The 12,434-nt window shown below is 65.7% G+C and carries 12 protein-coding genes; 3 read left to right on the top strand and 9 right to left on the bottom strand.

The window, feature by feature from the left end; all coding sequences use genetic code 11:
* The first annotated feature begins 10 nt into the window (after positions 1–10).
* Complete coding sequence (locus CH293_RS19425; RefSeq protein WP_037106874.1) at positions 11–358, top strand: DUF3817 domain-containing protein; 348 nt, start codon at positions 11–13, stop codon at positions 356–358.
* Positions 359–361: 3 nt separating this feature from the next.
* On the opposite strand, the gene CH293_RS19420 is transcribed toward CH293_RS19425, so the two are convergent.
* From CH293_RS19420 to clpS, 8 genes are all read right to left on the bottom strand, one after another.
* Entirely contained in the window at positions 362–1,213 is an 852-nt protein-coding gene (locus CH293_RS19420; RefSeq protein WP_094721208.1) for a triacylglycerol lipase, read from the bottom strand.
* 7 nt (positions 1,214–1,220) lie between these two features.
* Positions 1,221–1,832: an RdgB/HAM1 family non-canonical purine NTP pyrophosphatase gene (gene rdgB, locus CH293_RS19415; RefSeq protein WP_094721207.1), complete on the bottom strand. Its 612-nt coding sequence runs from the start codon at positions 1,830–1,832 to the stop codon at positions 1,221–1,223.
* Entirely contained in the window at positions 1,825–2,613 is a 789-nt protein-coding gene (rph, locus tag CH293_RS19410) for a ribonuclease PH (protein WP_019664965.1), read from the bottom strand. Before rph ends, rdgB begins: the two co-directional genes overlap by 8 nt.
* 68 nt (positions 2,614–2,681) lie before the next feature.
* On the bottom strand, positions 2,682–3,440 hold the full coding sequence (locus CH293_RS19405) for a cyclic nucleotide-degrading phosphodiesterase (RefSeq protein ID WP_176458402.1): 759 nt from the start codon (positions 3,438–3,440) through the stop codon (positions 2,682–2,684).
* A 95-nt stretch (positions 3,441–3,535) separates the two neighbouring features.
* Entirely contained in the window at positions 3,536–4,165 is a 630-nt protein-coding gene (locus CH293_RS19400; protein WP_037106862.1) for a rhomboid family intramembrane serine protease, read from the bottom strand.
* Positions 4,166–4,215: 50 nt separating this feature from the next.
* A complete protein-coding gene (locus CH293_RS19395) occupies positions 4,216–5,283 on the bottom strand; it encodes a P1 family peptidase (protein ID WP_037106859.1) in 1,068 nt (355 codons plus the stop codon).
* A gap of 11 nt (positions 5,284–5,294) precedes the next feature.
* The gene (locus CH293_RS19390; RefSeq protein WP_019664969.1) at positions 5,295–5,858 is read right to left on the bottom strand and encodes a DUF2017 domain-containing protein; all 564 of its coding nucleotides are present in this window, start codon (positions 5,856–5,858) and stop codon (positions 5,295–5,297) included.
* A gap of 30 nt (positions 5,859–5,888) precedes the next feature.
* Positions 5,889–6,239 (bottom strand): ATP-dependent Clp protease adapter ClpS, encoded by a 351-nt coding sequence (gene clpS, locus CH293_RS19385; protein ID WP_176460057.1) that lies wholly within the window; start codon positions 6,237–6,239, stop codon positions 5,889–5,891.
* Between clpS and CH293_RS19380 the strand changes: the two genes are divergently transcribed.
* Entirely contained in the window at positions 6,205–7,641 is a 1,437-nt protein-coding gene (locus CH293_RS19380) for a nicotinate phosphoribosyltransferase (protein WP_094721205.1), read from the top strand. The genes clpS and CH293_RS19380 overlap by 35 nt on opposite strands.
* A 54-nt stretch (positions 7,642–7,695) precedes the next feature.
* Positions 7,696–9,744: an ATP-dependent DNA helicase gene (locus CH293_RS19375; RefSeq protein WP_094721204.1), complete on the top strand. Its 2,049-nt coding sequence runs from the start codon at positions 7,696–7,698 to the stop codon at positions 9,742–9,744.
* Here CH293_RS19375 and glgP read toward each other — a convergent pair.
* Entirely contained in the window at positions 9,741–12,323 is a 2,583-nt protein-coding gene (gene glgP, locus CH293_RS19370; RefSeq protein WP_094721203.1) for an alpha-glucan family phosphorylase, read from the bottom strand. The genes CH293_RS19375 and glgP overlap by 4 nt on opposite strands.
* Positions 12,324–12,434: the final 111 nt, after the last annotated feature.

The following is a 12,434-nucleotide window of genomic DNA, read 5'->3' as shown; positions in this document are numbered from 1 at the left end:
CACGACGACTGTGAGCCAGGCAGCACCGAAGCCCGTTACCGCCGACAAGAAGAAGATCGCGTCGGCTCTGCTGCGCTACCGCGTACTGGCGTACGTCACCGGCATCTGGTTGCTGGTACTCACCGGAGAAATGGTCGCCAAGTACATCTTCAAGGTCGAGAACGTGCCCAGCTGGATCGCAGTCGTGCACGGCTGGGTGTATCTGATCTACCTGATCCTCACGGTCGACCTGGCCATCAAGGTTCGCTGGCCGGCAGGCCGGACCATCGGCACTCTGCTCGCCGGCACCATCCCGTTCCTGTCCTTCTACGTCGAGCACATCAGGACGAAGCAGGTCAAGACGACTTTCGCCATCTGATTTTCAGCACGTCACTCTTCGCGGATCGGTACCGGCAAGCGCGCCCAGAACCACCTGCTGCGCCACCGGGTCGTACGAGATTCCCGTGTGCTCGACGACGTTGGCCGGACACAGGTCCTGCAGTACCACGTTGCGGGCGCCTTCGCCCTGCAGCAATGACGCCGCATAAGGAACGACCTGGTCGTATCGAGTCACGACGACGGTGTACTCCACTCCCGGCACGGTGTCGCTCGGGGTGTTGATCCGCGCGAGGGCGTCGTCGACCGGTGGGCCGAATGCCGGAATGCCCACCTGACCGGAACCACCGGAGATGTCGTCGTTCCGCGGAGTCGATTCCCGATTGGGCGGGGACAGCGCGACGATCTTCGACGTGCGCTCTGCCCCGCCGAGGAAACGCACGTAGTACCGCGGAACCGTTCCGCCTTTGGAGTGTCCGACGATCGCGACTTTCTGCGCACCGGTGGCGGCCAGGACCTCGTCCACGAACGCGGAGAGTTCCACGGCACTGTCCTGGATCGAGTCGAACCCGCCGATGGGAATGCCCTCTCGCGCACCGTAGTTCAACGCGAACACACAGTATCCGTCCGCGACGAGACGTGGCGCAAGGGACGCCCAGTTGGCGAACGAGTTCTCCAGGAAGCCGTGGACCAGCACCACCGGTTCCGGATGCGACGACGACGGGACGCACGAGAAATCGTTGACCGCGGGCAGCGACGCCTCCGGATGAACCACCGAGAACTGCAACGCCTCGGAGAACGAGTCGGACGGCGCCGCAGACGCGGCGCCGCCCGACGAGGCCACGCACAGCGCAGCAACCGACATCAAGACAGTCACGACCGTGCGCTTCACGGCCATCAGTGTCCTACGAGCCGAGCTGCTGTAGTGCCGGAATCAACAAAGCCAGAGCCCGCCCGCGATGCGATGCCGCATCCTTCTCCTCCGGACTCAGTTCGGCTGCCGAGCGGCCGTCACCCTCCGGCACGAACACGGGATCGTAACCGAAACCGTTCTCCCCCAGCGGACTTCGTGCGATCAGACCACGCCACTCACCCCGGACGACGGACTCGGAACCGCCAGGAACGACAAGAGCGCACGCCGACACGAAGCCCGCTCCCCTGCGTTCGTCGGGAACGTCGGCAAGCTGCGCGAGCAACAACGCGGTGTTGGCGTCGTCCTGACCGTGCACACCCGACCATCGCGCCGACAGAACGCCCGGCATCCCGTTCAACGCATCGACCTCGATACCCGAATCGTCTGCGACACAAGGCAATCCCGTTGCCGCAGCGCCGTCCCGCGCTTTGGCAAGCGCATTCTCCTCGAAGGTTGCGCCGGTCTCGGGTGCCTCCGGAAACTCCGGTACCTCGTCCAGACCGACCAACTCGACCCCCGAGACGCCTGCCGCATCGAGTACCCGACGCAGCTCGCGCAGCTTCTTCGCGTTGCGGCTGGCGACCAGCAGTGTCGACTCAGCCACCGAACTTCTTCTTCGGCGCGTCGGTGACGGCGGGCTCCGGCAGCTCACCCGGGTACGGTTCGGCGAGCGCGGCCTTCTGCACTTCGAACAACTTCTCGATGCCGTCCAACGCCGAATCCAACAACTTGTCCAGCGTCGAACGAGGGAACGTTGCACCCTCGCCCGTCCCCTGAATCTCCACCAACGTCCCCGTATCGGTGGCGACGACGTTCATGTCGACCTCGGCACGCGAATCCTCCTCGTACGGCAGATCGAGCCGAACCCGGCCGTCGACGACGCCGACGCTGACCGCTGCGATCGCACACGAAATGGGCTGCGGATCAGCCAGACGCCCCGCAGCACGCAAGTAGGTGACCGCATCCGACAACGCCACGAACGCGCCCGTGATCGCCGCGGTTCTCGTGCCACCGTCCGCCTGAAGCACATCGCAATCCAAGGCAATGGTGTTCTCGCCGATCGCGGCAAGATCGATGCACGCGCGCAACGACCGACCGACCAGCCGAGAAATCTCCTGGGTCCGACCGCCGACCTTGCCCTTCACGGACTCACGGCCACTGCGAGTGTGCGTCGCAGCCGGAAGCATCGCGTACTCCGCCGTCAACCACCCGAGCCCGGAGCCCTTGCGCCAGCGCGGAACACCTTCCTCGACACTGGCCGTACACATCACCCGCGTGTTACCGAACTCCACCAGCACCGAACCCGCAGGATTGCTCGTGAACCCCCGCGTGATCTTGATGGTACGAAGCTCGTCGTCAGCTCTTCCGTCTTCTCGTCTCGACACACAGCCAGACTAGTTGGGTCATTCCGCAGGCTCCACTCCCGGCATAACCGATCAGCCTGAGAAGCGCGTCAAACGGTGAATACATCTCCCGGTGAGACGGCATGCACGGGCCCGCTGAATTCGGCTTTCGCCTCGGCGATCACGTCTTCGCGAGACGTCCAGGGTGGGATGTGAGTCAACAGCAGTTCGCCGACGCCTGCCTCGCGGGCGAGTTGGCCTGCCTCGGTTCCCGAAAGGTGAACTCCGACCGGACGGTCCGGGCTGTGCGTCCACGATGCCTCCGACAACAGCACATCCGCGCCCTGAGCGATGTCGCGCACTGCCTGACACATTCCGGTGTCTCCGGTGTACGCGAAGATCTTGCCCGCGCCGGTGGTGATGCGCATTCCGTAGGACTCCGGCGGGTGGTAGACCAGCCGGGTCGTCACCGACAGTTGCCCGTGACGAATGGTGCGCCCGTCGGCCCAGCGGCGGAGGTCGAGGGTGTCGGACATGTCGTCGATCTGTCCTCCGCATTCGGCAGAGGCGACCCCCAGACGGAACGCTGTGTCCTTGGGTCCGTAGACGACAGCGCGCCCCTCGGGCGGGTTGGGGTGATAGCGCCTCCACACCAGCAAACCGGGTACGTCGAGGCAGTGGTCGGCATGCAGGTGCGACAGAAACACGCTGACGTCGCCCGGGTCTGCGTACCGCTGCAATGCGCCGAGTACGCCGGGGCCGAAGTCCAGGACGACGGGCGACGTGTCCGGTTCATCGAGGAGGTAACCCGACGCGGGGGAATCGGGTCCGGACACACTGCCCGAACATCCCAGCACGGTAATACGCATGATTGTCATGCTGCCACGTCGGCGCCCGTGGCAGAAACGCATCGGCGGTTTTCACTGACGAGACCGGAAAGGTCGTCGGTCACAGTTGTCGGAGTTCACTGACGGGAAGTGCCGACCGACCTCTGCTTGCGCGCGTTGCGGGCGTCCGCGGACAGAAGCCATGCAGCGACGACTCCGCCGACGGCCCCGAACAGGTGCCCCTGCCAGGACACACCGGGTGTGCTGGGCAGAACACCCCACAGAGCGCTGCCGTACAGAACGAACACGACGACGCCGATCGCGAGCTGACCCAGATTCCGGGTGAAGAATCCGCGAACGAGCAGGTAGGCCAGGAAGCCGAAGACCAGGCTGGATGCCCCGATGTGATTGGAGTTGCTGCCCCCGATCAACCATGTCCCGACGCCGGCGATCACCCAGATCACGCCCGTCGCCGCCAGTCCCCTGCCGATTCCGGACAGCAGAACGAGGAAGCCGAGCACCGCGATCGGAACCGTGTTGGCGATCAGATGCGCCCAGTCGTCGTGCAGCACAGGCGCGAACAGAACTCCCCACAGACCATCGCTGGTGCGCGGGTTGATCCCGGCGGTCTCCACACGACTGCCCGACAGAACGTCGACTACTTCCACCACCCACAGCAACAGTACGAATCCACCGGTGTACATCGCCGCCGACTGCCACAACGGGCGCTTCGGGGTCGGAGCCGGCAGGTACGGGTTCGTGCTCATCGCTGGCGCCTTTCGCGGGAGGTATGTCGCTTTTTCGAGCGTACCGCCGGTCAGGACTCGAATGCCGACGGAAAGATCTGACGGTAGGTGGGAATGCCCGCCACCGACGTGGCGTCGAGCAGCGCACGCACGATCGCCCGCTCGACGACCTCGGCCGCGACCGAGGACACCGCGTCGAGCACCGGCAGATCCCGGTTGAACGCCGTGGGCAGCGACGATTCGGTGACGACTGATCGTGTGCCCGTGGACAGCGCGAAGATCGTGTCGCCGTCGAGAGGCGAATGGGCAGGACGAATCGCCCTCGCCAAACCGTCGTGGCCTGCGACAGCAACCCGCTTGCAGGAGCCGGCGGACAACTCGACGTCGGTCGCGACGACACCGATGGTGGTGTTCAACGCGGTCCCCTTCGGTGCAAGCGCATTCGCGTTCCACAGCTCGTGCACGTCGGGTTTGCGCATACGGAAGGCCTGCTGTCCCAGCGAGCCGACGCCCCACGGCAGCCCGGTGCGTGGGTCGAACACCGATCCGACCGGGTTGGTGACGATCAACGCGGCCACCGTGACTCCGTCGGCAGGCCCTCCCTCGATGACGGTGCTGGCGGTACCGACGCCGCCTTTGAGCACTCCGGCCCGCGCTCCGACGCCTGCACCGACCGACCCCGTCTCGAAGTCGGTTGCCGCGGCTGCGGCCGCTCGGTACCCGAAATCGGCGGTAGGCCTGCTCGACCAGTCACCGACGGGCAGATCGAAGATGACGGCGGCCGGAACGATGGGGACCACCTGATCGGGGGTGCCCATCGAGATTCCGTGGCCGTGTTCTTCCAGCCATCGCATCACTCCGTCCGCTGCGGCGAGACCGTAGGCACTGCCACCGGTCAGGAGCACCGAATTGACTTGTTGGACGGAATGACTCGGGTCCAGGAGATCCGTCTCCCTGGTCCCTGGCCCGCCGCCGCGGACGTCGACCGCGGCGACGGCACCACCGAGGGTTCGGACGACGGTGCAGCCGGTGGCCGCACCCGTTCCGAGAGTGGCGTCGGGATCGAGTTCGTGATGGTGACCGACGAGCAGTCCCGAGACATCGGTGAGAGAGTCACGAGGACCGGGGGAACCAGGCACGCCGAGCGCTCCTACGGGGTGAGGACCTGCACCAGGGAATCCTGCATCCAGGTCAACCAGTGGTAGACGTCGAGGTGTGGAGCTCGTGGATCGCCCTCGTCGAGAACCTCCGGGGTGTCCGCGTCGATACCCAGTGTGGTTCCGAGCGCCAACCTTACGTCGTTGAGGCCCATCAACCACGCATCCGCTTGCTCCGGGGTCAGAAGAATCTTTCCACCCGACGCGGGGAGAGTGTCGAGAATGACGTTGCTCGAGCGCAGCTTCTCGTCGATGATCTCCGGCTCGTGCAGGCCGCGCAGAGCACTGTTGAGATTGGTCGAGCCGGACGGGTCGGTGTCGTCCCGATGGAAGTCCGGGAGCAGACGTGCCAGCGCCGCATCCTCCGGCGGGGTGCTGTGCCCGGTACGCAATCCGGTCAGGGCAGCGAGTTCGTCGGTCGGCGCAGCAGCCGCACGATCACCCAGCAGCCCGACGACAGATCCCACGAGCGACCGCAGAACCGTCGCCTCCCGCGGGTCCATCTCGGAGCGAATCTTGACACCGGAGAGTGTGTTCTTCCTGCTCCACGTACGCACTTGGTCAGAGGTCCTTGTCGTAGAAGCCGGTCACTTGTCCTGCTGCATGGTGGCCCACAACCCGGCGGCGTGCAGCCTGCGGACGTCGGCCTCCATCTTGTCGCGCTCGCCGCTGGACACCACTGCCTTGCCCTCGGAGTGCACCTGCATCATCAGCTCGGTCGCCTTGGCTTTGCTGTAACCGAAGAGCTTCTGGAAGATGAACGTCACGTAGTGCATCAGGTTCACCGGGTCGTCCCACACGATGGTCACCCACGGAACGTCCTGAGCCTCGTCCGTCGACCGGGCTGCAGTTTCGGCGGGCACGGCCTGAGGTGAGGCTGCCAGCGTCGGCACCTCGTCGACAATGCCCACGAATTCTTCAGCCGTCGATGAAGCCATGCCAACAGACTACGACGACGGGGGCAACCTGCACACCGTCGCCCCCGCGCCTCGTAAAGTTGTCCGGGTGCCTACCGCATCGAATCACGGCCCGGACATAACGGACAGCGTCCGCAGCGCCGCACTCTTCACCGACAAGTACGAGTTCACCATGCTGTCGGCCGCGCTCGCCGACGGCACCGCCGACATTCCGTGCAGCTTCGAAGTGTTCGCTCGCCGTCTTCCGGGCGGAAGACGCTACGGCGTCGTCGCCGGTACCGCCCGCTTCCTCGGCGCGCTCACGCGGTTCCGATTCGGCGAGGAGGAGCTGGAGGTGCTCGGCACGTTCCTCGACGCTTCCACATTGGAATGGCTGCGCAACTACCGATTCACCGGCGACGTCGACGGCTACCGCGAGGGCGACCTCTACTTTCCGGGTTCACCGATACTGTCGGTGCGCGGCACCTTCGCCGAATGCGTGATCCTGGAAACTCTGGCTCTGTCGATCCTGAACCACGACAGTGCCATCGCCTCCGCCGCTGCGCGCATGGTCAGTTCCGCGGGATCGCGTCACATGATCGAGATGGGATCACGGCGCACTCACGAGGAGGCAGCGGTGGCGTCGTCGCGCGCCGCGTACATCGCAGGTTTCGCGGCGACGTCGAATCTCGAAGCGGTCCGACGTCACGGCATTCCCGGAGCTGGTACGTCCGCGCACGCGTTCACCTTGCTCTACAACAACGAGAACGGACCGGACGAGAAGGCAGCGTTCGCTGCACAGGTGCGGGCGCTGGGAGTCTCCACCACCCTGCTCGTCGACACCTACGACATCACCCAGGGCGTAGCCAACGCCATCGAGGTCGCCGGACCCGAGTTGGGCGGAGTCCGCATCGACTCCGGTGACCTCGGCGTGCTCGCCCGGCAAGTGCGCCAGCAACTCGACGACCTCGGCGCGAGGAACACCAAGATCGTCGTCTCCGGCGATCTCGACGAATACGCCATCGCCGCCCTGCGTGCAGAACCCGTGGACTCCTACGGCGTCGGAACCTCACTGGTCACCGGATCCGGCGCACCGACTGCAGGCATGGTCTACAAACTCGTGACCGTCGACGGCCGCCCCGTCGCGAAACGCAGCAGCCACAAGGAGTCGCGCGGCGGCGCCAAGTCCGCGGTCCGCACCTCTCGAACCACCGGCACGGCCGTCGAGGAGATCGTGTTCCTGCAGGGCACCACGCCGCCGATCGAGGACGGCCTGGTCGCGACCGAGCTCAGCATTCCGCTGGTGCGCGGCGGCGAGCAGGTGGAGGGACTGGGCAACCTGAACGACGCTCGTGCACTGCTCGCGCAACGACTCGTCAGCCTGCCGTGGGAAGGACTCAAGCTGTCGCAGGGCGAGCCCGCGCTGCCGACGCGTTTCCTCTGACTCACATGGGCGCGGCACGCGGGAGCTGTCGGAGGCAGGCAGTAGTCTTCTTCGGTGCCGAAGACCGAACTCCCCACCGTGCCCGCCCTGTTGAAGGTCGCGGTGCACGCTCTCGGGGGCAAGGAAAGAAGCAACCAGCTCACCATGGCGTCGGCTGTGGCGCATTCCATCGACACCGGTCAGCATCTCGCCGTTCAGGCCGGCACCGGCACCGGTAAGTCGCTCGCGTACCTGGTTCCGAGTATCAGGCACGCTGTCGAGTCGGGCCGCACAGTCGTGGTGTCCACGGCAACCATCGCTCTGCAACGTCAGCTCGTGGATCGAGACCTGCCGCGCCTCGCCGACGCACTGGCCGGTGCTATCGGCCGACGGCCGAAGTTCGCGATTCTCAAGGGCCGCAACAACTACCTGTGCATGAACAAGATCCACTCCGGTGCGTCGGAGGAGGCGCCGGAAGCCGAACTGTTCGACGCTTTCGCCGTGTCCCGGCTCGGCCGCGAGGTCGTGCGTCTGACCAAGTGGTCGTCGGACACCGAGACCGGTGACCGCGACGACGTCGTACCCGGAGTCAGTGATCAGGCGTGGCGGCAGGTCAGTGTCACCGCCCGCGAATGCCTCGGCAAGTCGCGCTGTCCCGTCGGTGAGGACTGTTTTGCCGAACGGGCTCGCGCGGAAGCCGCGCAGGTGGACGTCGTCGTCACCAATCACGCACTCCTTGCGATCGACGCCATCACCGGTATCCAGATCCTCCCCGAGCACGATGTAGTGGTGATCGACGAGGCTCACGAGCTCGTGGACCGCGTCACCGGCGTTGCCACATCGGAGTTGTCGGCGGCGACGGTCACCGCAGCTGCCCGACGCTGCAGCAAGTTGATCGAAGAGGAGATCGTCGACGCACTCGACGGCGCGGCCGAAAACTGGGGTGCGGTGCTGGACGACCTACCTCCTGGCAGGTGGGCGGCACTTCCCGACGACGTGGCCCCGGCGCTGGCGTCGATCAGGGATTCCGCGTGGGCGGTGCGCACGGCAATCGGACCCCAGAAACCCGGGATGGCGGCAACCGATCCAGAGGCGGCAGCTGCACGCAATGCGGCGCTCGTCGCGGTCGACGAGGTTCACGACAGTGCCGTGCGGGTTCTCGAGGCATTCGACGAGCCCGATCCCGCCAAGCGAAAAGACGTCGTCTGGCATGCCGTCGACGACTTCCGGGGGAACGTCAAACGCACGGTCCGGATGGCACCGCTGTCGGTCGGCGGCCTGTTGCGTTCCCGGCTGTTCGCAGAGTCGACCGTCGTCCTCACGTCGGCGACGCTGACGGTCGGCGGATCCTTCGACGGCCTGGCCGTGAACTGGGGTCTGCCCGCCGAGAACGCGGGTCGAAGCGACACCGCCACCGCGTCCGGCATCGAGCCTCCGTCGGATACAGCGTCGTTCCACTGGAATTCGCTCGACGTCGGATCACCGTTCGACCACGCCAGATCAGGCATTCTCTACGTGGCCGAGCATCTTCCGGCGCCGGGACGCGACGGACTGTCTCCGCTGTACCTCGACGAGATCGAGAAGTTGGTCAGTGCAGCGGGAGGCCGGACGCTCGGCCTGTTCTCCTCGATGCGTGCGGCGAAGGCCGCAGCCGAGGCTATGCGTGAACGGCTGGACACTCCGATCCTGTGTCAGGGTGACGACGCGACCGGGGCTCTGGTGGACAAGTTCGCGGCCGACGAGGCCACGTCACTGTTCGGCACTCTGTCTCTGTGGCAGGGCGTCGACGTGCCGGGCCCGTCGCTGAGCTTGGTCATTCTGGATCGAATCCCGTTTCCGCGGCCCGACGATCCCCTTCTCGTCGCGAGGCAACAGGCCGTTCAATCGCGTGGAGGAAACGGGTTCCTCGCGGTTGCGGCCAATCACGCCGCCCTTCTGCTGGCGCAGGGTGTCGGCCGATTGCTCCGCAGCGTCGACGACCGCGGCGTCGTCGCCATGCTCGATTCGCGGCTGGCGACGGCGCGCTACGGCGGCTACCTGCGTGCCTCACTGCCTCCGTTCTGGGAGACGTCGGATCCGGAGGTCGTGCGCAAAGCTCTCACCCGTCTTGCGGGGAAGAGCTAGGACACCGGCATCTTGACGAGGCCGAGCTCGGCGTCGCTCGCGAACAGATCGTGGTGCGGTAGCACTCGAACCGTGTAGCCGACGGCTCCGCTGACCGGTAGCGCGGTGTCGGTCACGAAAACCTCACCGAGCGAGTCGGTTCCGGCATGGCTCATCGCGACGGTTCTGGTGTCGGTCAGGTTCTCGTTCTCGTCGACCCGACCGAGCACCGCTTGAACCGACACGTCACCGGCGGACAGACCGCCCAGCCGAACGTAGGCACGCAACGTGAGCTTGGCGCCGATGACGGGGGTATCCGGCAAGCCTTCGCTGTCGACCTGCACGACTTCCACCGACTGCCACGCTGATTCGACGCGATTCCGGTAGGCCGCGACATCCTTGGCCCCGGCGTACTCCCCCGCGTCGACTGCACGCGCCGCCTCGGCCGCGGGTGCGTACAGACCGAGGGTGTAATCGCGAACCATGCGCGACGCCAGCACCTTCGGACCCAGATGTTCGAGGGTGTGCCGGACCATCTCGATCCACCGCGTCGGGACCCCGTCGGTGCGATCGTAGAACTTCGGCAGCACGGCTTGTTCCAGCAGTTCGTACAGTGCAGCAGCTTCCAGATCGTCACGACGGCTCTCGTCGGCCATCCCGTCCGCCGTCGGGATCGCCCATCCGTTCTCGCCGTCGTACATCTCGTCCCACCATCCGTCTCGGATGGACAGGTTCAGTCCACCGTTGAGGGCGGACTTCATGCCGGACGTACCGCATGCTTCGAGGGGACGCAGTGGATTGTTCAGCCACACATCGCATCCCCAGTACAGGTAGCGCGCCATCGACATGTCGTAGTCGGGGAGGAACACGATGCGATGCCGCACGTCGGCTTCGTCGGCGAATCGGACGATCTGCTGAATCAGTGCCTTGCCGCCGTCGTCGGCGGGATGGGACTTGCCTGCGACCACCAACTGGACGGGACGCTCGGGATCGAGGAGCAGACGCTTGAGACGCTCCGGTTCCCGGAGCATCAACGTCAAGCGCTTGTAGGTCGGTACCCGTCGCGCGAAGCCGACAGTGAGCACATCGGGATCGAACACCGTTGCAGTCCAACCCAGTTCGGCTTCGGTCGATCCACGCTCTAGAGCCGAGCGCCGCACCCGCCGTCGGACCTCGTCGACCAACCGGCCGCGCAGTTCGTTTCTCGTCGACCACAGTCTCGCCGACGGGACGGTGTGCAACTGTTCCCAGCCGCGCGCCTCCTCCAACGCTTCTGCTCCGACGACCTCGTGTGCCAGATCGAGCCACTCGCGCGCCGCCCAGGTCGGGGCGTGCACACCGTTGGTGACCGAACCGATCGGCACTTCGGCGCTGCCGAATCCGCGCCACAGGTCGCTGAACATCTCGCGGCTGACGATGCCGTGCAGTTTCGAGACGCCGTTGGCGCGTTGCCCGAGACGCAGCCCCATGTGGGCCATGTTGAACACGGACCTGTCGTTCTCCGCGCCCAACGCCAGAATGCGCTCCAGCGGAAGACCAGGGAGCAGCGAGGAGTCGGACGAGCCGTCCTGGGCACCGAAGTAGTGGCGGACCAGGTCGGCTGGAAAGCGGTCGATGCCTGCAGGGACCGGGGTGTGGGTGGTGAACACGGTTCCCGAACGCACCGATGCCAACGCGGAATCGAAGTCCAGTCCCTTCGAGGTGACGAGTTCTCGAATGCGCTCGGCGCCGAGGAAGCCGGCGTGCCCCTCATTCATGTGGAACACTTCCGGGTCCGGCAGGCCGTATTCGTGGGTGTACGCGCGGACGGCTCGAACCCCGCCGATTCCAGCAAGAATCTCCTGTTTGATTCGGTGGTCCTGGTCGCCGCCGTAGAGCCTGTCGGTCACGCCGCGAAGCTCAGGATCGTTGTCCGGGATGTCGGAGTCGAGCAGCAACAGCGGCACCCGTCCGACCTGCGCGATCCACACCCGCGCCCGCAACACCCGCGATCCGGGCATCGCGACGTGGATGAGGACGGGAACGCCCGACGCGTCGGCGAGAATGCGAAGCGGAAGCCCCTGCGGATCGAGCGAGGGATACCTCTCTGCCTGCCAACCGTCTGCGGTCAGAGACTGACGAAAGTAGCCGGAGCGGTAGAGCAGACCGACGCCGATCAACGGCAGACCCAGATCCGACGCCGCCTTGAGGTGGTCGCCGGCGAGGATGCCGAGACCGCCGGAGTAGTTGGGAAGGACCTCGCTGACGCCGAACTCCATCGAGAAATACGCAATTCCCGACGGCAGTGACCGTCCAGCCTCCGTGTTCTTCTGATACCAGAGCGGGCGGGCCAGGTATCCGCGAAGATCGGCTGCCAGGTTGTCCAGCTTTCGAGTGAACTCGTCGCTCCCGGCCAGTTCCTCCAGCCGCGACGGCGCGACGGCACCGAGCAACGCGATCGGGTCTCGCTCCGTGCTGGCCCACAGTTGCGGATCGATTTCCTCGAACAGCTCCTGGGTGGGCGCGTGCCACGACCAGCGGAGGTTTGTCGAGAGTTCCTCGAGGGCATGCAGACGCTCGGGAAGGTGGGCTCGGACAGTGAACCGACGCAAAGCTTTCACGAGCGAAACCCTACCCACCGTCGACCGCGTGGTGCACCGACTTGCCGATCTGTCTCCGACACCGGCGCAGCCAGCGCGACTGCACTACGGTTGACACCGAGCACGCCGACA

Origin of the sequence: Rhodococcus sp. 14-2470-1b (assembly GCF_002259415.1) — a bacterium.
Taxonomy (GTDB): domain Bacteria; phylum Actinomycetota; class Actinomycetes; order Mycobacteriales; family Mycobacteriaceae; genus Rhodococcoides.
The sequence above is the reverse complement of the archived record's forward strand: the minus strand, read 5'-3'. Positions and strand labels throughout refer to the sequence as shown.